At 40.2% G+C, this 18,992-nt stretch carries 24 protein-coding genes; 8 read left to right on the top strand and 16 right to left on the bottom strand.

Annotated elements, in window-relative coordinates:
- Nucleotides 1-5 precede the first annotated feature (5 nt).
- Entirely contained in the window at nt 6-395 is a 390-nt protein-coding gene (locus tag ACSLUH_RS08250) for a flagellar basal body-associated protein FliL (RefSeq protein WP_448565856.1), read from the top strand.
- A 9-nt stretch (nt 396-404) separates the two neighbouring features.
- Here ACSLUH_RS08250 and glpG read toward each other — a convergent pair whose 3' ends face one another.
- The 5 genes from glpG to ACSLUH_RS08225 form a co-directional block, all read right to left on the bottom strand.
- Nucleotides 405-1,256 (bottom strand): rhomboid family intramembrane serine protease GlpG, encoded by an 852-nt coding sequence (gene glpG / locus ACSLUH_RS08245; RefSeq protein WP_448565855.1) that lies wholly within the window; start codon nt 1,254-1,256, stop codon nt 405-407.
- On the bottom strand, nt 1,243-1,587 hold the full coding sequence (gene glpE, locus ACSLUH_RS08240; protein ID WP_448565853.1) for a thiosulfate sulfurtransferase GlpE: 345 nt from the start codon (nt 1,585-1,587) through the stop codon (nt 1,243-1,245). The genes glpG and glpE overlap by 14 nt, the downstream gene beginning before the upstream one ends.
- Before the next feature lies 1 nt (nt 1,588).
- On the bottom strand, nt 1,589-2,614 hold the full coding sequence (tdh, locus tag ACSLUH_RS08235) for an L-threonine 3-dehydrogenase, zinc-binding type (RefSeq protein ID WP_448565851.1): 1,026 nt from the start codon (nt 2,612-2,614) through the stop codon (nt 1,589-1,591).
- Nucleotides 2,615-2,624: 10 nt separating this feature from the next.
- Complete coding sequence (gene kbl, locus ACSLUH_RS08230; RefSeq protein WP_448565849.1) at nt 2,625-3,830, bottom strand: glycine C-acetyltransferase; 1,206 nt, start codon at nt 3,828-3,830, stop codon at nt 2,625-2,627.
- 187 nt (nt 3,831-4,017) lie between these two features.
- On the bottom strand, nt 4,018-4,809 hold the full coding sequence (locus tag ACSLUH_RS08225) for an alpha/beta hydrolase (RefSeq protein ID WP_448565847.1): 792 nt from the start codon (nt 4,807-4,809) through the stop codon (nt 4,018-4,020).
- Nucleotides 4,810-5,150: 341 nt separating this feature from the next.
- Here ACSLUH_RS08225 and waaA point away from each other — a divergent pair, with 341 nt between their 5' ends.
- Nucleotides 5,151-6,440 carry a lipid IV(A) 3-deoxy-D-manno-octulosonic acid transferase gene (gene waaA / locus ACSLUH_RS08220; protein WP_448565845.1) on the top strand — a complete coding sequence of 430 codons (1,290 nt, stop codon included), beginning with the start codon at nt 5,151-5,153 and terminating at the stop codon, nt 6,438-6,440.
- 2 nt (nt 6,441-6,442) lie between these two features.
- Entirely contained in the window at nt 6,443-7,267 is an 825-nt protein-coding gene (locus ACSLUH_RS08215; protein ID WP_448565843.1) for a 3-deoxy-D-manno-octulosonic acid kinase, read from the top strand.
- Here the strand turns inward: ACSLUH_RS08215 and ACSLUH_RS08210 are convergent.
- On the bottom strand, nt 7,253-7,909 hold the full coding sequence (locus tag ACSLUH_RS08210; RefSeq protein ID WP_448565841.1) for a TetR/AcrR family transcriptional regulator: 657 nt from the start codon (nt 7,907-7,909) through the stop codon (nt 7,253-7,255). The two genes, ACSLUH_RS08215 and ACSLUH_RS08210, sit on opposite strands and share 15 nt — an antisense overlap.
- Nucleotides 7,910-8,115: 206 nt before the next feature.
- Between ACSLUH_RS08210 and coaD the strand changes: the two genes are divergently transcribed.
- Nucleotides 8,116-8,601, top strand: a complete 486-nt coding sequence (gene coaD, locus ACSLUH_RS08205; protein WP_448565840.1) for a pantetheine-phosphate adenylyltransferase — start codon at nt 8,116-8,118, stop codon at nt 8,599-8,601.
- Nucleotides 8,602-8,614: 13 nt separating this feature from the next.
- Nucleotides 8,615-9,052, top strand: coding sequence for a DUF6491 family protein (locus tag ACSLUH_RS08200; RefSeq protein ID WP_448565838.1), 438 nt, complete (start codon nt 8,615-8,617; stop codon nt 9,050-9,052).
- Nucleotides 9,053-9,054: 2 nt separating this feature from the next.
- Here ACSLUH_RS08200 and mutM read toward each other — a convergent pair whose 3' ends face one another.
- From mutM to ACSLUH_RS08185, 3 genes are read right to left on the bottom strand one after another with little or no spacing between them, the layout of a single operon-like run.
- Nucleotides 9,055-9,870 carry a bifunctional DNA-formamidopyrimidine glycosylase/DNA-(apurinic or apyrimidinic site) lyase gene (gene mutM / locus ACSLUH_RS08195; RefSeq protein ID WP_448565836.1) on the bottom strand — a complete coding sequence of 272 codons (816 nt, stop codon included), beginning with the start codon at nt 9,868-9,870 and terminating at the stop codon, nt 9,055-9,057.
- Nucleotides 9,871-9,880: 10 nt separating this feature from the next.
- On the bottom strand, nt 9,881-10,780 hold the full coding sequence (locus ACSLUH_RS08190) for an ATP-grasp domain-containing protein (RefSeq protein ID WP_448565834.1): 900 nt from the start codon (nt 10,778-10,780) through the stop codon (nt 9,881-9,883).
- A gap of 18 nt (nt 10,781-10,798) precedes the next feature.
- Nucleotides 10,799-11,281: a hypothetical protein gene (locus ACSLUH_RS08185; protein WP_448565832.1), complete on the bottom strand. Its 483-nt coding sequence runs from the start codon at nt 11,279-11,281 to the stop codon at nt 10,799-10,801.
- 146 nt (nt 11,282-11,427) lie between these two features.
- On the opposite strand from ACSLUH_RS08185, the gene ACSLUH_RS08180 reads away from it, so the two are divergent.
- Nucleotides 11,428-13,164: a DUF885 domain-containing protein gene (locus tag ACSLUH_RS08180; protein WP_448565831.1), complete on the top strand. Its 1,737-nt coding sequence runs from the start codon at nt 11,428-11,430 to the stop codon at nt 13,162-13,164.
- A gap of 63 nt (nt 13,165-13,227) precedes the next feature.
- Here the strand turns inward: ACSLUH_RS08180 and ACSLUH_RS08175 are convergent, their stop codons facing one another.
- From ACSLUH_RS08175 to radC, 7 genes are all read right to left on the bottom strand, one after another.
- Nucleotides 13,228-13,845: a glutathione S-transferase gene (locus tag ACSLUH_RS08175; protein WP_448565829.1), complete on the bottom strand. Its 618-nt coding sequence runs from the start codon at nt 13,843-13,845 to the stop codon at nt 13,228-13,230.
- Nucleotides 13,846-14,009: 164 nt separating this feature from the next.
- Nucleotides 14,010-14,165, bottom strand: a complete 156-nt coding sequence (gene rpmG, locus ACSLUH_RS08170) for a 50S ribosomal protein L33 (protein ID WP_033078277.1) — start codon at nt 14,163-14,165, stop codon at nt 14,010-14,012.
- Nucleotides 14,166-14,174: 9 nt separating this feature from the next.
- The gene (gene rpmB / locus ACSLUH_RS08165; RefSeq protein ID WP_284244515.1) at nt 14,175-14,411 is read right to left on the bottom strand and encodes a 50S ribosomal protein L28; all 237 of its coding nucleotides are present in this window, start codon (nt 14,409-14,411) and stop codon (nt 14,175-14,177) included.
- A gap of 247 nt (nt 14,412-14,658) precedes the next feature.
- Nucleotides 14,659-15,054 (bottom strand): hypothetical protein, encoded by a 396-nt coding sequence (locus ACSLUH_RS08160; protein WP_448565827.1) that lies wholly within the window; start codon nt 15,052-15,054, stop codon nt 14,659-14,661.
- Nucleotides 15,041-15,709 (bottom strand): AAA family ATPase, encoded by a 669-nt coding sequence (locus ACSLUH_RS08155; RefSeq protein ID WP_448565826.1) that lies wholly within the window; start codon nt 15,707-15,709, stop codon nt 15,041-15,043. The genes ACSLUH_RS08160 and ACSLUH_RS08155 overlap by 14 nt, the downstream gene beginning before the upstream one ends.
- Nucleotides 15,710-15,794: 85 nt before the next feature.
- A complete protein-coding gene (locus ACSLUH_RS08150; RefSeq protein WP_448565824.1) occupies nt 15,795-16,106 on the bottom strand; it encodes a PilZ domain-containing protein in 312 nt (103 codons plus the stop codon).
- Between the two features lie 156 nt (nt 16,107-16,262).
- Entirely contained in the window at nt 16,263-16,937 is a 675-nt protein-coding gene (gene radC / locus ACSLUH_RS08145; protein WP_448565822.1) for a RadC family protein, read from the bottom strand.
- Nucleotides 16,938-17,014: 77 nt separating this feature from the next.
- Here radC and coaBC point away from each other — a divergent pair, with 77 nt between their 5' ends.
- A complete protein-coding gene (coaBC, locus tag ACSLUH_RS08140; RefSeq protein ID WP_448565820.1) occupies nt 17,015-18,217 on the top strand; it encodes a bifunctional phosphopantothenoylcysteine decarboxylase/phosphopantothenate--cysteine ligase CoaBC in 1,203 nt (400 codons plus the stop codon).
- A 64-nt stretch (nt 18,218-18,281) separates the two neighbouring features.
- Nucleotides 18,282-18,866 (top strand): nucleoid occlusion factor SlmA, encoded by a 585-nt coding sequence (gene slmA, locus ACSLUH_RS08135; RefSeq protein ID WP_448565818.1) that lies wholly within the window; start codon nt 18,282-18,284, stop codon nt 18,864-18,866.
- Nucleotides 18,867-18,992: the final 126 nt, after the last annotated feature.

The raw sequence follows: 18,992 nt of genomic DNA, 5'->3' as shown, positions 1-18,992 counted from the left end.
GCCAAATGATACGTTTTTCATTCTTTTTTCTTTGTTTTTGGTTAGTTACCTCTTTCGCGAAACTCAGTGCCGCAGATTATGCTTATTTCGGCTTTGAGCCAGAAATTATCACCAACTACGTTGCGGTGAAGAAAAAGATGGGTTACGTACGTTTGAATGTTGAGTTAATGATTGAAGATGCCAAGAATTATGAAGTGGTCGAGCATCATGCTCCTTTACTTCGCGATGCCATCATTAATATTATCGGCCAACAGCCAGAAGCTAAAATTAAGTCGATTAATGGTCGCTATGAGATTCAAAAACTCTGTGAGGAAAAAGTCAAAAGTATATTACAGCAAGAAACGGGTAAACCTTTGATCAAAAAATTACTTTTTACCCAATGGCTGGACAACTAACCAAAAAAATTAGTCGGCTTTAACCTTAAAACGCCAAAGGGCTAAGAAACAACCACTAATCAAGCCAACTAAATGAGCGGTATTAGCCATATTTATTGGCATAAAATCAGTAAAACCTAACATTAGCCAGATCAGCAAAAAGCCAATAATTGGTTTTGATAGGATTAAGCCACGCTGAGGAGCTAACCACCCCGCTATCCAAACAAACCCTACCAATGCGTAAACGACCCCAGATAACCCGCCAAAATTGGGCCCCGTCACTAAATATTGGCCAACATTAGAGCAAATTGCAGAAATCACCAGTAGCTGTAAAAGTTCACCCTTGCCGAGTTCTTTTTCTATCGCACCGCCTAATTGCCACCACCACATGGTATTAAAAGCAATATGAAGCAATGAAAAATGGAGAAAAATAGGCCCAATTAAGCGCCATGGCTGCTCAGCAATGAGACTAAAATCAGACACATTGTAAAACCTTAGCAAGGTAAATAAATCTCGTCCAAGCCCTAAGTGTGCAAGAATATAAACAAGCCAACAGGCGATAAATACCACTAAGGTCAACCAACCGCCATGCGCTAAAAACTGTTGTACAAAGCTTGCATTACCTTGCGGTTTCGACAAGGTCACAGTTTTGCCTTGTTGCCAAGCTGCTTGCTGATAGCGCGGATGATGAGGTTGACGGATAAACTCTTCAAATAGTTGATGTGCTTCATCTAACTGATGATCATCAACGCGTATCACAAAGCGATGCTCTAAAGATTGAACGTCGCTTAAGATACCTAAGCTATTTAAATAATTACTGAAGAGTAGCGCTATATTTTGCTGCGCTACTTCAACAAGTGGCTGTAAATCAGGATGACGCATTTACAGCAATATGCTCCGGATACAACATGCCCCATTGACTAAAGCCACCATCTAATGAGTACACTTCGGTAAAATCATGACTGATAAGAAACTGTGCTGCCTGTTGACTCGAAATACCATGGTAACAACAAACCACTGTCGGTTTATCATAGTCAGCGTCACGTAAAAACTCAGGCAGTGATTCATTGGTTAAATGAATCGCCCCTGGAATGTGGCCTTGCTGATAAGAAGCCTGATCGCGAATATCAACAACAACGAAATTATCACTGTCCAATGATAGTTGAAGTTCAGGACACTGCATATGCTTAACTGACGACTCTGAATTACTCATATTATTCCCAATCTAAAATCACTTTACCTGATTGACCAGAGCGCATGATATCAAATCCTTGTTGAAAATCATCCACAGAAAAATGGTGGGTGATAATCGGTGATAAATCTAAGCCCGATTGAATTAAACTCGCCATTTTATACCAAGTTTCAAACATTTCACGACCATAGATCCCTTTTATGGTTAAGCCTTTAAAAATTACTTGGCTCCAATCAATGGCCATATCACTTCCCGGAATACCTAACATGGCAATCTTGCCACCATTGTTCATGTTCTCGAGCATCATCGTAAACGCTACTGGCACACCAGACATTTCCAAACCAACGTCAAAACCTTCTGTCATGCCAAGCTCTTTCATTACATCCGTAATATTCTCTCTGCTTACGTTGACCGCGCGTGTTGCCCCCATTTTTTTGGCAAGATCGAGTCGATATTCATTAATATCAGTTATCACCACGTGACGTGCACCAACATGTTTAGCAACGGCTGCAGCCATAATACCAATAGGGCCCGCACCAGTGATCAGAACATCTTCACCTACCAAATCAAATGATAACGCGGTATGCACGGCATTGCCAAACGGATCAAATATAGCGGCCAAATCATCTGAAACTTCATCAGGCAATTTAAATGCATTATAGGCAGGGATCACTAAGTATTCTGCAAATGCACCAGCACGATCAACACCAACACCGACGGTATTTCGGCACAAGTGGGTGCGACCACCGCGACAGTTTCGGCAATGTCCACAAGTAATATGGCCTTCCCCTGAAACGCGATCACCGATAGCAAAGCCTTTTACTTCTTGACCAATGCCTACCACTTCACCTGCATATTCATGACCAACCACCATTGGTACGGGAATGATTTTTTGTGACCATTCATCCCAATTATAGATATGAATGTCAGTGCCACAGATTGCAGTTTTTTTAATCTTAATTAATAAATCATTATGACCAAGCTCTGGCTTTTCGGTTTCTGTCATCCATATGCCAGGTTCGGCTTTTAACTTTGCTAAAGATTTCATCGTCGCTACCTTAAATTATCGCCATTTCTTTACCAATGCGCGTGAATGCATCTATTGCTTTATCGAGTTGAGCTTGTGTATGCGCTGCAGATATTTGTGTACGAATCCTCGCTTGTCCTTTTGGCACAACAGGAAAAGAGAAGCCAATAACATAAATCCCTTCAGCAAGTAAACGGTTAGCCATTTCACTTGCAACCTTGGCATCACCAAGCATAACGGGAACAATCGCGTGATCTGCGCCAGCACAGGTAAAGCCTGCAGCTTCCATTTGCTCTCTAAAATAACGTGCATTTTCCTTTAATGTTTTACGTAAATCATCACCTTGTTCAAGCAATTCCAATACCTTGATAGAAGCACTAACGATAGCTGGGGCTAATGAATTAGAAAATAGGTAAGGGCGTGAACGTTGACGCAACCAATCAATGACTTCCTTTTTACCTGAAGTATAACCACCGGATGCACCACCCATCGCTTTGCCTAATGTTCCAGTGATTAAGTCAACTCGTCCCATTACCTGACAGTATTCATGACTGCCTCGCCCTTTATCCCCGACAAAGCCTACCGCATGGGAATCATCAACCATCACTAATGCGCCGTACTTCTCTGCCAGATCGCACACGGCTGATAAATTCGCGATAACACCATCCATAGAAAATACACCATCGGTGGCAATTAATTTAAATCGTGCCCCAGCTTCATCAGCTTCTTGGAGGCGAGCTTCAAGCTCTTGCATATCGTTATTGGCATATCGAAACCTTTTTGCTTTACACAGACGCACACCATCGATGATCGACGCATGGTTTAATGCATCACTGATAATCGCATCTTCCGGCCCAAGTAAGGTTTCAAATAAACCTGCGTTAGCATCAAAACATGAAGAGTATAAAATCGTGTCTTCCATACCGAGAAAATCACTCAATTTTTGCTCTAAGGTTTTATGAATATCTTGGGTACCACAAATAAAACGTACCGAAGCCATACCAAAGCCATGGTCGTCCAATCCCTGTTTAGCTGCTTCAATAAGCGCGGGGTGATTAGCAAGTCCTAAATAATTATTCGCACAAAAGTTGACAACTTGCTCACCACTGGCGACAGCAATTTCTGCTTGCTGCGCAGTTGTAATAACCCGTTCACTTTTATATAGCCCATCAGCTTTGACCTGATCGATTTGTGTTTGAATATGGGAATAAAAGTTAGCATTACTATTAACTGACATAGGGGCCTCAATTTATTAGTGATATCGAATTTAGTATAGTTATTTCGACAGGTTATGGGTGATAAAGTCACAAGAAAGTTAACCTAGCGAATCTTATCTTGATTTAATTTGGCGCTATTGTACGCATATTATAGCCGGAGTACAGCGACAAAGTTGCACAAGCGTTTAAATTGCAAGAAGGTTAATTTTATTTTTCCATCACACGGTTTAACCACGTTGCAATGTTAGACAACAAATAGGGATTTCGATTCAATACGATATGACCTTCTCGGTTCCCCTTAACGATTTGGAGCGAAGACAGTCCATCACCATTCCACTCAAAGAGTTCTTGAGCAACTTGATTGGATTCTGCGTGGTGTGCAGAACTTAAAAAATAAACCGGTATATCAATAAGATTTTTGTATTTCTCACGGTCCATAAAGCTAAACTTGGGTGTGATCATCACAAAACTATGCACACGAATTTTTTCTGCCAAATAAACAGCTTGCGGGGCGGTACAGCCTGATGAAACCACTGAAATAGGTTGTTCTTTACCAATTTTATTCTGTAAATAATGGTAAGCTGCGGCAATATCACTTTCCCAAAATGAGGTGATTCTTACCACCTCACTTTGATACATATTTAAATCTTTCGATGTTTTTTTAATGATACTATGGGAATAAATCACATTTGAACTATAGCCATAGCCTCTTAAATCAAGGGCTAATGCATTTAAACCAGTTTCAGCAATCGCTTTTGCAAGCATGGTATAACTCTCTGCGGAGTTACTGCAATCATGTAATATCAACACCCCTGGCCGTTGCTCTAAACCCGAAAAATAATAGCCAGCGAGCATTAACTCATCTTGTGTTTTAAAGCGAACAAGATTATCAGGTTCTTTTGGCGTCGTTATCTCATTTGGATCAATATATTGCTGTGCGCATACTCCAAACGTCACAAAGAATAAAACCAAATAATGTAGCCATAATAATCTCTTCATTGACTGTTACTATGCTCCTGAAATTTGTCGTATTGGATAAGCGCTTATTTCACTATAATACCAATTGAATTAACATTCTCTTATCTATGCCAGAGTAGCGTAAAAATTGACCGTCGGCTAGAAGATTTTCCAGACCAAACCCTAAGGTCTGTTGGCCTTTGTTTAAAATTTATAACGTGTTATGCCTATTGCTTATCAAAGCAAAAACTTTGATGTTTAGTGAGCTCATCGATAAGTTTTTAACGAAGAGCGACGCCATTTTTTCCTCAGCTCAGTAAATATTTAGAAATAACCTGTGTTAACGTATAATGAAACTACCGGTCGTTAACAGTTAGTTTATTTTGTATCAATTCATCGCTTTATTTTTTTATCGCATACTCATTTTGCTGCTACTGCCAGTAATTTTCATTGCTTTGTTAGCACGCTCTCGTTCTCAAACAGCTTATCGACAACGAATATCAGAACGATTAGGGTTACTTCCGAAAAATTTTCAATCAGGCGGAATCATTTTGCATGCTGCCAGTGTCGGCGAAGTATTAGCATTACGACCTTTTGTTGAAAAACTTTTAACTGATGACCCGACCTTAATTATTACGTTTACCACCTTTACACCAACCGGATCAGCACAAGTAAAAAAATTATTTAATGACCGAGTACAACACTGTTATTTACCACTTGATTGTTGGCCCTTTACTTGGCTTTTCCTAAAACAACTACAACCTAAAGCTTTTATCTTTATGGAAACGGAGCTTTGGCCAAATCTAGTCGCACAGTGTCATAGCAAGAAGATAAAACTCTTGTTAATCAATGCGAGATTGTCAGACAAATCCGTGCGACACTATCAAGGGTTAAGCTGGTTAATTGCACCATGCTTAACGAAGTTTGATGCGATACTCTGCCAAAGTCAGGCTAACGCTGAACGCTTCATTAGTTTAGGTGCCCCGCAAAGCAAAACCGTTGTTTCTGGCAACCTTAAATACGATATATCAGCAAGCAATGATGTGCTGACAAAAACAAAACAACTCGCTTCATTGATTCAAGGTAAGCGAACCTTATTAGTTGCCGCCAGTACCCATGAAGGTGACGAACAGTTAGCGATAGATGTGTTTAATCAACTTAAGAAGCGCAATGAGAAATTGTTACTTGTCATCGTACCTAGGCATCCAGAACGCTTTGAGCAAATCGCCCAACTGGCACAGCGACATGGAACAATTGCACGTCGCAGTTTAAACCAAGCGGTTACCAATGAAACGGCTATTTGGGTGATTGATACCTTAGGCGAATTATTGTCAGTTTATGCCTTAGCCGATATCACCATTATCGGAGGGAGCTTTTCCACTATTGGCGGTCATAATCCTTTGGAGCCGGCGCTATTTGGTTGTCCGATTATCGTAGGTCCCGACATGAGTAATTTCGTCGATATCACCGAGCAACTAATAAAAGGTGGCGGATTATGGCAAATGCCAGCCCAGTCAAATTTAACCAATGATATCGTCGAGCATTGCCAACAATTACTCAGCGATAGCGAAAAAGCAAAAGAATTTGGCAAGTTAGGGCAACAAGTTGTTTTAGCAAATCAAGGCGCTACTCAAAAAACTATTGATACACTTATATCCCTGCTAAACGATTAACGTTGACCAATGAATACTACCACGCGACAATAACACCAACACTAACAGCGAAGAATACCCCCTTGAATCAATTGCCATCGACTAACCAAAAGCCCCATAGTCACTTTCGAGCGCAAGGTTATTACGCGCTTTTTAATGCTAACGTTATTGATTCATTTTCTCCCCAGTTCTTTTCTCAACAATACTGGCAAGAGCAACAAGCAGTGATTGGCACGGCTCAAGGTCGAGGAACCACATATTTTGTCAAATATCACACCCAACAATGGGTATTGAGGCATTATTTTCGCGGAGGCTTAATTGGCCGATTACTCAACGACCAATACTTTTTTAGCGGATACCAAAATACAAGAGCCGTTAGAGAGTATCAACTATTGGCTTACTTGCAGCAACAGCAATTACCTGCACCTATGCCCGTAGCTTGCCAAATAAAGCGAACTGGCTTTTATTACCAAGCTGATATCCTGACAGCCCGTATCGATAATGCCTCAGACCTAGTCAGTATGTTAACGCTAACACCATTAGCAAATGAGAACTGGCATAACATTGGCGCTTGTATTGCCATGTTCCATCATCATCACGTTTACCATCACGATTTAAACTGCCACAATATTTTGCTTGATAAACAAGGCAAGGTTTGGCTTATCGATTTTGATCAAGGTTCGATTCGCTCTGGTAACGGGAAGTGGCGTCAACGTAATCTAGACAGATTACATCGCTCTTTTTTAAAAGAAAAACACAAGTTACCCCAGTTCTATTTTGAACCAGAGCAATGGCAACATTTACTCAATGGTTATCTTGAAAAGTTTAACAGCTTAAGCAACCGCTAATGCATCTTTGTGTCGTTCGCGATACATCTGACGGGCATCTAAAAATTCAGGCATCGCAGAGTCAGTAATGTAGGGGCGTATCATCACCAATATTTTCAAAACGCCATCATAAAATACCGAATCATTAATTTCAGCATGTTCATTTTGTGTTTGATAAAAGCTTAACCAAAAGGTATTGATCAATCGTAAAATACTAACAATGTCTGATAATTCATCATCATCAAACGTCATCATATTTGCATCTCGCAGAGAGCGTAGCATTTCATTCAAACGACCAGTAATAGTATGCTGCACTTCAACATATTTTTGGTGCAAAAGTGGATTTTTTGCTAATAATACCGGCAAATTAGCGTAGAAAAAGCGAAACTTCATTAACGCTTGAAAAACCGCATCCATGTAAAGAATAACGGCATCAAAGGGCTTAATATCAGGTGAAACTTGTGGAAAAGTATCGAGTAACAAATTTCGCGCATATTCTTCATAGATAGATAAGATAATGTCTTCTTTATTGCGAAAGTGATAGTACAAATTTCCCGGACTAATACCTAAGTGAGCAGCTATATGATTGGTAGTTACGTTACGTTCGCCTTGCTCATTAAATAACTCGATACTTGCTTGAATTATTTTATCACGGGTTTTCATACTAATTTTATCTACCTAAAGTGAATGACCATTGTCGTATCATACTAAAAAAATTCGGTAAAGTAAGTGACTTTGAGTAAATACTTTAGAGTGTGGCAGCTGATCGAGGAATGCAAAGCTGATACATGATAACAAAATATTGTTAACAGTTGTCATCATCAGGTAAGCAATACTACAATAACGAAAAAATCCAACGACTATTGATCATGACAGTAAAAGCGATATATCCAGGAACATTTGATCCTGTAACCAACGGTCACGCAGACTTAATTGAACGTGCTAGCCATCTTTTTGGAGAAGTGGTTGTTGCTGTTGCAGCAAGCCCGAGCAAGAAACCCTGCTTTGATTTAGCCAAGCGAGTGGAACTGATCAACAAAGTAACGGCTCATTTAGACAATGTCAGTGTTGTCGGGTTTACCGGTTTGTTAGTCGACTTTGCTAAACAACATGAAGCCAATGTCCTCATTCGAGGATTGAGAGCGGTTTCCGATTTTGAGTATGAATTTCAATTGGCTAATATGAATCGACGCTTATCACCTGAGTTGGAAAGCGTATTTTTAACGCCAGCGGAAGAAAATTCGTTTATTTCTTCAACACTTGTCAAAGAAGTTGCATTACATTATGGTGATGTTAGCGAGTTTGTGCACCCGAGTGTTAAAGAAGCTCTAATGGAAACCCTTCACAAGAAATAAGGAGTGATTATCTATGAAAGGTTTATTACTGTCGTTTATTATCGGACTTTTCCTCGTAGGATGTAGTAAAAATGAGCTTAGCTATGAACAACGAGATTTAGCTTACCAGCAACTGATTAATGAGGAAAATTTAGCCAGCGTTAACAGCATTAATACTTTTCGCTACCATAACTGGGTTTCTTTGACTCGAAATTTTTTAATTATTTCAACAACCTTTAAGCGAAATTATTTGATTAAATTAAAAGGTAGCTGCAATGATTTGGTATTTGCGCAAACCATTCTAATCAATCAATCGCAGGATAATACGTTGTCAGCTCGCTTTGATTCTATTTCAACTCCTGGCAATCAACTTTACTTTTGTACCATAGATAAAATCTATCCTTTGACGCCTGAACAAACTGAAAATATTCGCAATATAGGCTTACCTAAATCCAACAAAGATAACACGTAAATCTATTCACTCTGGCAGCTCGGACAAAAAACCGAGCTGCGATTGCTTTGCCTAACTTCTTCTAACCTTGTTTGACAGATAACACACGGTAGCCCCGCTCGACCATAAACATTAAGTTTTTGAGCAAAGTAGCCGGGCTTCCCATCTGCCTGAGTAAAATCTTTTAACGTTGTTCCACCTTGCGTTATTGCTGCTGATAACACATCTTTAATAATCTGGGTCAGTTTTTGATAGCGCTCATAAGCGATACTGCCGGCAGGTGCCGTTGGTAAAATTCCTGCTTTGAATAATGCTTCATTAGCATAGATATTCCCAACACCAACCACGACTTGATTATTCATCAAAAATGTTTTTATCGGCACTTTTCGTCCTTTTGCCTTCGCAAATAGGTAATCAGGCTCAAATTCTTCCGTTAACGGCTCAGGGCCTAATTTATCAAGAATACCTTGGCTATCAATGTGTTGCTCGAACCATAAAATAGCACCAAACTTTCTTGGGTCATTAAATCGTAGCAGCTGATTAGCAGTAAATAAAATATCAACGTGGTCATGCTTAGCCGCTTTGGGTGTACCGGATAATACCCGAATAGTACCTGACATTCCCAAATGAATTAACAAAGTACCGGTACTAAAACGCAACAGTAAATACTTTGACCGTCGTTCAACAGCACTTAGCGTTTGACCAATAGCGTGTTCAACTTCTTGGGGGATAGGCCAACGCAATTGTCGTTGACGCACAACAATATCAATCACTTTTTTACCGGTCAGTAACGGTTCAATTCCACGGCGGCAAACTTCGACTTCAGGTAATTCGGGCATAGTATTCCTGTTATAATGCGAGGTGCTGCATGCGCTCAACAAATGCATGTGCAAAACGACTTGCTGATTGCTTATCCATGTTAAAGTACAGCGACGGTTCAATAAGCTCAGCTTCCATTAACGCAAAATCATTATCAAAGCGCACAAAATCAACTCGCGCATATAGAGGTGTTTGAAACAGTTGCTTTATAGCCGATAGCGTTTTGTTGGCAGCTGTCAGTAAACTCTGCTCTGGAGTCACTAAGCTAAGTTGTCCGCCATGCTCTTCTTGCACGCGAAAATCACCTTGTTTAGGTGTCTTCAAAATCGCATGACTGTAGTGGCCATTAAAATAAAATAAAGAGTACTCTCCCTCTTTGACAACACTATCAACAAAAGGCTGCACCATAAAATCTCGATGTGAAAAAGCCTCGTTTAAGTTATCAATTTGAGTATTAGCATTGTCTTTAGTAAGCCAAAAGGTATTATCGGCATTAGCACTGACCGTTGGTTTAATGATGATCTGAGACTGATTAACGTCAGCAAAAAATTGCGACAGTTCATCGGTTGTTAACGCTACATGTTTGCGCGCTAATTGCCAACTGGTCGGTACGATTTTAACACCAAGCTGCGCTAACTCTCTAAGATAACGCTTATCAATATTCCAGCGCACGATGTCTAGTGCGTTTTCTAGATGTGCCGTTGACTGTTCAATCTCTTGTAAAACGGCTAAAAACGCTTGAGGATCTTCTTGGTAGTCCCAAGGTGTTCGAATAATCACCGCTTCAAATTCAGACCAACTGACATTACGATTGCGCCAAGAGACCGTAGATACTTGCCAACCAAGGCCTGCTAATGGCGCTTCAATAAGCTGGTCATACACTTCAAAATCATCTAAACAATCCATTGATAAAATTGCGCAATGTTTCATTGTCTTAACCCTAAAAAATTATCCAAAGATTTCACTTGGTAAAAGTTGTGGAAACAATGCCATCGGCAGCACATACCAACGTTGATTCGCGTCATTAAAAATCAAGAGTTGATCATCGGTTGCTACTAATTTTAGTGAAAGAGGATGCTGCCGATTAGCAACACTAACCACTATCGGTAAAGCTAAGCTTAAATCAACATCCTCTGGCGCGCTTATTAACTCACCTTCAAGCTGCTGCCATGAGCGCATCATTTGAGCAAGCGCCTGTCCGGTTATTTTTTCTGGCGTCGCCTGCCATTTTGTACCTAAGCGTTGTATTGATACTTCTTCACTGACCTGTAGCGTTAAGATCACCGCATTTTCACCAAGCAGATACTGCTGTGCGTGAGATTCTGATTTGGTAGAAAATACATTATTATTTGTGGCGTTAATAATGAGGATAAATCCCATTACCCCAAAAATAATGACGTTATTCCAACCCGCTCTCGATAGTTTAGCCATAAAGACTCTTCAGTGCTTTTAAAACTGAGCTTATGATAAATTATTATTCCTTCAAGGAAAACGTTAAAAATTGTTACCAAACAAGCGCTAGACTTCATTTGCGCAAATTCATTACACTATAGGCCTTATAAAAACAGGAGTGTCCCATGAAACGTGCAACATTATCACGCGTTTTTGCTTTAACATTTACCTTAGGCAGTTTTCAAGCCTTAGCATTTGATGCATCAAGCGACTTTAATGCCTTACTAGACGAACATTGGCAAGTCGCCAATAAAGAACAGATTTTTTTCCGCAAAGATCCCGATGCCTTCAGAATGAATGGTAAATTGCCAGAAATGTCTGCAAAAGGAAGAGAGCGCCGCGCAAAGTACAACCAAGACTTACTTAAACGTTTGGCAAGCATTGATGTTAATAAACTGCCTGAAAATGAACAAGTCACCTATCGTTTATTTAAATATGAACGCCAAGCAGAAGCAAAAAGCTATCAGCAACTCGATCACTATTTTCCATTGACCTATTATTCGGGCTTTCACAGTTACTTTGCTGGCGCACCCGCCAATATGTCATTTTTAACCAAGCAAGATTATGACAACTACATGATCAGCCTTGCTGACTTCCCTCGATATAATCAAGAACATATTGACGATTTATCCATCGCGGTCGATAAAGGTTATACCCATTATTGTGAAAGCTTTAAAAACTACCATAAGTCGATCAGCAAGCATGTTGTTTCTGATGTTAAAGACAGCGACTTTTGGGGACCTCTCGCCAATATGCCAACAAATTTTAGCGATGCTGACAAAGCGGCATATCGTCAACAGGCTAAGCAATTAATCTCTGAAAAAGTGATCCCTGAATACCAGCGTTTTTATGACTTTTTCACTCAAAAATATATGCCTAATTGTCGCAAGGTGGCCGGTATTAGCAGTGTAGAAAATGGTCAAGCGTATTACGATTATTTAATTGAGTATTACACAACAACCGATTTAAGCGCAGATGAAATTCATCAAATTGGTTTAGATGAAGTGAGTCGCATTCAAGCAGAAATGCGTGACATCATTAAAAGCGTTGGTTTTGAAGGTAGCTTTGATGAGTTTATTGAATTTTTGCGCACCGACGAGCGTTTCTACACCGATAGTGCATTAGATTTGATCGAAAAAGCCAGTTACATTACCCGTAAAGCCGCTGCTCAATTACCAAAATGGTTCTCTGTACTTCCTCGGGGTACCTTCGACATAAAATCTAGTCCTAATGGCGGTGCCTACTATGTCGCGTCAGATGGCACTGGCACTACTTCTGGTACTTACTTTTTAGACACCGCAGATCTAAAAGCGCAGCCACTTTACACGTTAGAAGCCCTAACGTTCCATGAAGGTGAGCCAGGCCACCACTTGCAAAGTGCTATTTCTCAAGAAGTAGAAATGCCGGAATTTAGAAAAACACTTTATCATGCCGCTTATGGTGAAGGTTGGGGTCTATATTCTGAGCGCTTAGGTAAGGAAATGGGCTTCTACCAAGATCCTTACAGTGATTTTGGCCGTCTAACCTATGAAGCATGGCGTGCTTGTCGCCTTGTTGTTGATACTGGTATTCATGCAAAAGGTTGGACAAGAGAGCAAGCAATTGATTATTTAGCGAAAAATACCGCTCTCAGTATGAGTGACGTAATTGGCCAAATCGATCGTTATATTAGCTGGCCTGCGCAAGCGTTATCATACAAAATTGGCGAAATAAAAATTCGCGAACTACGCCAAAAAGCAGAGCAAGAGCTTGGTGATAAGTTTGATATTCGCCGTTTCCATGATCAAATGTTGAAAAACGGTAGTTTACCGATGGCGTTGCTTGAAGAACTTACCCTTGATTGGATAGCGTCACAAAAGTAACTAACTTTAGCGTTAGAATGCAATGAAAGCTCGGTGAGCCAATAATGTTCACCGAGCTTTTTACTATTTACGAGAATGATAGTACGCTTTAATTACCTGCTCATTCGCTATCTTTTGTTGATGCGTTACTAAGCTTGGTGCAACGTTTGCCACGATATCTTGTGGTACATGGTCAAGTTGCCCTGACATTAACCAAGATAACATAGGTAACACCTTAAGATCAGCAATGGTTAAACGCTGATCGGCAAAGTATTCTCCCCCTTGAGCACTCAATTTACGCTCAAGAAATTGAAGATACTTTGTCAAATCTCCTTGAACTAATTGCTCTCTAGCCTTTTCGAGCTCTACCCCTTTTAAAAAGAAGGTAGCGACGATCTTATCGGTACAATCTTCTACAGCATCCAGAACTTCATCGCAAATCAGTGCTTGTTTATTATCTGCAGGATATAAATCAGCTAACTTGCCGATATAGCGTAAAATCGCGTTTGATTGTGTTATCTGCTCACCATCAAGGGTCAATACTGGCACTTGCGATAACGGGGTTTTGGCTCGTTCTGCTTCAAAATCAGCAAATGAAAATCGGTGATCATCAAATGCTATGTTACCGATATGCATTGCTAGGCGAATCGCTTCACCGCGTCCACCATCGACATCAAAATAAGTAAGTTTAAGTTGTGGCATGTCTATTCCTTGATTAGAGCGTATTGATCTTTCATGTTTAATTTTTGTTCGAGTTAACTATCGGTAATTGTTGGGGGCAATTCGGAAAAAACAAGTATAGGTTGAATTTTAACCATAAAAAAAACCCAGCATCGGCTGGGTTTTTATCGTCATTCTAACCAAGATTACTTAATTTTAGCTTCTTTGTAGATAACGTGCTTACGTGCTTTAGGATCAAACTTTTTGATCTCCATCTTTTCAGGCATGGTCTTTTTATTCTTGTCAGTAGTATAAAAATGACCTGTACCAGCACTTGATACTAAACGAATTTTATCACGCATGATGGTTCCTTAGATTTTTTCGCCACGGGCACGAATGTCAGCTAAAACTGCATCGATACCTTTTTTATCGATAATACGCATTCCTTTCGGAGTTAAACGTAATTTAACGAAACGATTTTCACTCTCTACCCAAAAACGGTGAGATTGAAGGTTTGGTAAGAAACGACGACGAGTTGCGTTTCTTGCGTGAGAACGGTTGTTCCCTACGACTGGCTTTTTGCCGGTTACTTGGCAAACTTTAGACATTTGAGTACTCCAAAATTAATTTCAGCTCGAGCTTTATTTCCCCAAGACCGTCGCCCCGGGATCCTGAAAAAGGTGGCATATTATAGTGAAAGTGTTACGGTAAATCTAGTTTTTATACCAATTCTCTGCTTTTTGCTCGCTAAGCCGTTAAAAATCAATAATTTAAAATAAAAAATGCGTGGTAATCACTTAGATTTCACGCACTATTAGGTTAAATGTTCAGCTGATCAGACGAAAAAACTAGCAATTATTCGACATCTGAACCAAGTAATTTATTAATCTTTTCTTGTTGCTCTTTATTGCATAACTCGTCAATCAAGATCCGAATGATCCTTGATTTTGCTAAATTGCTATCTACCGCAAGTTCCTGCAATTGCTGTATTGCTTGTTCACTTAAGGTAAAGGTTGCATGACGAAACGGTTTTTCATCTTTTTTCTGACGTCGTTCCGCTCGTTGTTTTACTTCAAATTGTTTAGCCGCTGCAATTGCTTCTTTTAAATCAAGTTTCTGGGATTTATCACCACTCACTATTTCTGGCGTACCTTTGGCGTAATTTTCAGCATCGGCAATAAACTCATCAACAGTAAATTGCTTCTTTTTACCTTTTGACTGGTTTGACTTTTTTAAATCACTTAAACTCATGTGAGTCATCCGGCTTCATCGCCAATAGCTCTTCAGCTATCGCTTTCATTTCTTCAGCAGCTTTTCCGGTCGGATCATTTTCCAAAACAGACGAGCCACTTTCTTCACTGTCATCGTAAACATTACGGTTATAGGTCACAGCATTGAGTACATTAATTCCGTATGAACTACAAACTTCTTTAGCCTCGATAATACGCCCTGCTTGCGTTGGTAACGCAGGGCACTGCGTAATAACAAATGACGCTAACATTTTAGGGTTAACCATTTTACAGGTGCTCAACATATCTTCCATATGAGGCACTGTTTTCAAATCGCGACGCTTTGGTCTAAGCGGAATGATGACATGATCAGCCACAGACATTGCTGCACGAAGCGCTAAGTTATCTTGACCACCACAATCGACTATGACGTAATCGTAATGTTGATTCAAACTTAATAAATCATTACGGATTTTACCATACAACTGAATACAGTTTATCGCCGGTAACGATGGATCAGCGTTACGGGCTTGAATCCAATCAGACGTTGTTCGTTGCGGGTCACAATCTACCATTAATACAATTGCTTGCTTATCTCTCGCAAAGTACACGGCAAGATTCTGAGCAAGACAGCTTTTACCGCTACCACCTTTCTCACCGCCAACTAATATCATCATATTGCCAATTCCTTCTCTAACTACTTTATTATCAATGCAGCGATCTTTTAGTATAGAGCATAATTATACTTTTCGCGCAAAATGCTTAGGCATCAAGTTGCAATGCCACCTCGAACCAACCATTGTCCTGTTGGATACAGCGTATGACACGCCCTGTTAATTTTTGACTTCTCGGATCAGCTGCTTTAAACACCACGGTAACGGGCGTATCTAATGGAATTGCACAGCCACAATCTAACTTCAAGCCACCTTTAGAAAAATCCAAGCAAACGATTTTTCGACTTACCTGTTTGCCTTGTTCGTCTTGCCAGCTTATATCAACCAGCTCTTTTTCCATATCCAACCGAAACGATTGTCTACGTTCATCTTCTGTTTTATCTTGATCAGCATCTGTCATCAGTCATTCCTTACATCATGGTTCTGCTCGGTTAAAATTAACTGGCATTTCCATCAGTTGCAACTATTTTAACCCAAAGTGTTCAGGGTCTTTGTGCAATCTTCTAATATTTCTCTTACCTACATAATACAGCATAGCGTTTAATTGAAAATGTCACTAAAGCAAACCATGCTCTGCAAAAGAAAAACTTCGGTGTTGAGCGATAATGACATGGTCTAACACATTGACATCTATCATTTTTAACATCGTCACCAAACGTTCGGTAATCTGCTTGTCTGCAAAACTTGGCTCAGCAATACCTGAAGGATGGTTATGTGTAAAAATAACGGCATTAGCATTATGTGCAAAAATGGCTTCAAGTACAATCCGTGGATAAACTACCGACGCATTAATCGTACCCCAAAAAAGTTTTTTAAAAGCAAGCACTTGATGTTGATTAGTTAATAACAGCACCGCAAACACTTCTCGGTTCTCATGACGTAGCTGCGACTGAAGGAACTGGGTTGTTGTCGTTGAAGATGTAAGGACAGTTTGTTGCGCTAATTCCTCGCCTAAACATCGCTTGCACAATTCTAAACACGCTTTCAATTGCACATAAGTCGCCAAACCTAAACCTTTATACTGACAAAACTCGTCTTCGGTTGCTCGATAAATTGCCGTTAAACTACCAAAATGCTTGAGCAAGCCTCTTGCTAAATCAACCACATGACACCCTTTAACCCCAGTGCGTAAAAATATTGCCAAGAGTTCAGCATCACTTAAACTTTGCGCCCCCAGTTCAAGTAATTTCTCTCGCGGTTTTTCTGTGGCGGGCCAATCTTTTAACATCACTACCTCCTTGTAGAATATTTTAATTTATGCAACTTTGATGATATCTTATCGCCAAACATCGATAAGATTAGCAGTAAATGAAAACTCTTGAGGGAAAAAATATCGTCTTGGGCATCAGTGCTGGTATTGCAGCCTATAAGACTCCAGAACTCATAAGACGCCTAAAAGAGCATGGTGCAGACGTTCGAGTCGTGATGACCGAGGGTGCAAAAGCCTTTATTACGCCATTGACGTTACAAGCGGTTTCTTCAAATCCAGTCTCTGATAGTTTATTAGATACTGACGCTGAATTAGCCATGGGGCATATCGAATTAGCGAAATGGGCAGATCTCATTCTCATTGCGCCAGCAACCGCTGATTTAATCGCCAGACTTAACGTGGGTATGGCTAACGATCTTTTATCGACTATTTGTTTAGCAAGTGCCGCTCCGATTGCCATCGCACCAGCAATGAATCAACAAATGTGGCATGCACCTGTGACCCAAAACAATATTTCTGAGTTAGCGCAAAGAGGCTTTCATATCTGGGGGCCAGGTCAGGGAGAGCAAGCCTGTGGTGATATCGGATTAGGCCGAATGCTTGACGTCCCTGATTTAGTCTCTTTAACCCTGAGTCATTTTCAACCACAATACCTCAATAATCAGCATTGGCTTATTACTGCAGGCCCCACCCGTGAAGCAATCGACCCAGTGCGTTATATTTCTAATCACAGCTCAGGAAAAATGGGCTATGCTATCGCGCAGGCTGCGGTTAATGCTGGGGCAAAGGTTACGCTGATTTCGGGGCCAGTAAATATTGCCGCACCAGCAGGGTCTGAACTTATTGCAGTAGAAAGTGCCGAACAAATGCATCAGACCGTAATGGAAAATGTCAACAAAGCTCATGTTTTTATCAGCTGCGCCGCAGTAGCAGACTATAAAATATCCACCATTGCTGATCAGAAAATTAAGAAGTCAGCTGAAACGATGACACTTCAGTTAGTGAAAAACCCCGATATTGTTGCTGATGTTGCCGCTAAAACGCCAAAGCCATTTACGGTAGGTTTTGCCGCCGAAACTCAGGACGTTGAACACTACGCTAAAGATAAATTGAAACGTAAAAAGCTCGATCTCATTGCCGCCAACAACGTCGCCACACCTGGACAAGGCTTTAACAGCGAAAACAATGCGCTAACTGTTTTTAGTGCCAATGAGAAATTTGAGTTACCGCTTGCAAATAAAGCGCAAATCGCCCAAGAACTCGTGAAACTTATTGCAATAGAAGTTAGTAAAAAACAATAATTAACATTATAAATTGATAACTGGTACTGGCGACATCGCTGTACCTGCACTTGAGAAATTACTTATGTCGGTTAATCAAAAGCCCAATCGAAAACAACAAATTTTAGAATGCTTAGCACTTATGTTACAAACAAGTCCGGGTGAGCGCATCACCACAGCCAAGTTGGCCGCAGAAGTTGGCGTTTCAGAAGCCGCTCTCTATCGTCATTTCCCATCAAAAGCGAGAATGTTTGAAGGCTTAATTGAGTTTATTGAAGAATCGATATTTTCTCGTGTTAACTTAATTTTAGCTGACCACAAAGAAGCAATAACACGCTGCCATCATATTATGCATGTGTTGTTAGTATTTGCCGAGCGAAACCCTGGTATGTGCCGTATTTTATCTGGCGATGCATTAATGGGTGAAAATGAACGTTTACGTGCTCGCGTCAACCAATTTTTTGATAAGCTTGAATCACAATTCAAACAAATATTACGCGAGCGAAAATTAAGAGAAGGAAAAAACTTCGCTGTCGCCGAACTTCCTATCGCCAATATCCTCGTTGCATTTGCCGAGGGTAAAATTTGCCAATATGCACGTTCAAGTTTTAGCAAAAAACCAAGCGAAAACTTCAATGAGCAATGGCAATTTTTAATGGCAGGAAAGTAAAATACCTGTCAGCCTTCACTTACACCTTACCTTAAGTGATTTTGGCGTTGATAATGCACTCAACGCCAATATTCGTTACCATTTATCCATAGTTTTTATCTGACTAATCACACAATCAAATCAATT

The organism is Thalassotalea ganghwensis (assembly GCF_053485795.1).
This window is presented reverse-complemented; position numbering and strand designations above follow the sequence as displayed.

What these genes read in the sequence shown, in the direction of transcription:
- ACSLUH_RS08180 (WP_448565831.1), top strand. Translation starts at nt 11,428, where the DNA reads ATGAAACGTGCAACATTATCACGCGTTTTTGCTTTAACATTTACCTTA.
- rpmB (WP_284244515.1), bottom strand. Translation starts at nt 14,411, where the DNA reads ATGTCTAAAGTTTGCCAAGTAACCGGCAAAAAGCCAGTCGTAGGGAAC.
- ACSLUH_RS08175 (WP_448565829.1), bottom strand. Translation starts at nt 13,845, where the DNA reads ATGCCACAACTTAAACTTACTTATTTTGATGTCGATGGTGGACGCGGT.
- ACSLUH_RS08150 (WP_448565824.1), bottom strand. Translation starts at nt 16,106, where the DNA reads ATGACAGATGCTGATCAAGATAAAACAGAAGATGAACGTAGACAATCG.
- coaD (WP_448565840.1), top strand. Translation starts at nt 8,116, where the DNA reads ATGACAGTAAAAGCGATATATCCAGGAACATTTGATCCTGTAACCAAC.
- glpE (WP_448565853.1), bottom strand. Translation starts at nt 1,587, where the DNA reads ATGAGTAATTCAGAGTCGTCAGTTAAGCATATGCAGTGTCCTGAACTT.
- ACSLUH_RS08210 (WP_448565841.1), bottom strand. Translation starts at nt 7,909, where the DNA reads ATGAAAACCCGTGATAAAATAATTCAAGCAAGTATCGAGTTATTTAAT.
- mutM (WP_448565836.1), bottom strand. Translation starts at nt 9,870, where the DNA reads ATGCCCGAATTACCTGAAGTCGAAGTTTGCCGCCGTGGAATTGAACCG.
- kbl (WP_448565849.1), bottom strand. Translation starts at nt 3,830, where the DNA reads ATGTCAGTTAATAGTAATGCTAACTTTTATTCCCATATTCAAACACAA.
- ACSLUH_RS08200 (WP_448565838.1), top strand. Translation starts at nt 8,615, where the DNA reads ATGAAAGGTTTATTACTGTCGTTTATTATCGGACTTTTCCTCGTAGGA.
- glpG (WP_448565855.1), bottom strand. Translation starts at nt 1,256, where the DNA reads ATGCGTCATCCTGATTTACAGCCACTTGTTGAAGTAGCGCAGCAAAAT.
- ACSLUH_RS08190 (WP_448565834.1), bottom strand. Translation starts at nt 10,780, where the DNA reads ATGAAACATTGCGCAATTTTATCAATGGATTGTTTAGATGATTTTGAA.
- ACSLUH_RS08160 (WP_448565827.1), bottom strand. Translation starts at nt 15,054, where the DNA reads ATGAGTTTAAGTGATTTAAAAAAGTCAAACCAGTCAAAAGGTAAAAAG.
- rpmG (WP_033078277.1), bottom strand. Translation starts at nt 14,165, where the DNA reads ATGCGTGATAAAATTCGTTTAGTATCAAGTGCTGGTACAGGTCATTTT.
- tdh (WP_448565851.1), bottom strand. Translation starts at nt 2,614, where the DNA reads ATGAAATCTTTAGCAAAGTTAAAAGCCGAACCTGGCATATGGATGACA.
- ACSLUH_RS08225 (WP_448565847.1), bottom strand. Translation starts at nt 4,809, where the DNA reads ATGAAGAGATTATTATGGCTACATTATTTGGTTTTATTCTTTGTGACG.
- slmA (WP_448565818.1), top strand. Translation starts at nt 18,282, where the DNA reads ATGTCGGTTAATCAAAAGCCCAATCGAAAACAACAAATTTTAGAATGC.
- ACSLUH_RS08250 (WP_448565856.1), top strand. Translation starts at nt 6, where the DNA reads ATGATACGTTTTTCATTCTTTTTTCTTTGTTTTTGGTTAGTTACCTCT.
- ACSLUH_RS08185 (WP_448565832.1), bottom strand. Translation starts at nt 11,281, where the DNA reads ATGGCTAAACTATCGAGAGCGGGTTGGAATAACGTCATTATTTTTGGG.
- ACSLUH_RS08155 (WP_448565826.1), bottom strand. Translation starts at nt 15,709, where the DNA reads ATGATGATATTAGTTGGCGGTGAGAAAGGTGGTAGCGGTAAAAGCTGT.
- coaBC (WP_448565820.1), top strand. Translation starts at nt 17,015, where the DNA reads ATGAAAACTCTTGAGGGAAAAAATATCGTCTTGGGCATCAGTGCTGGT.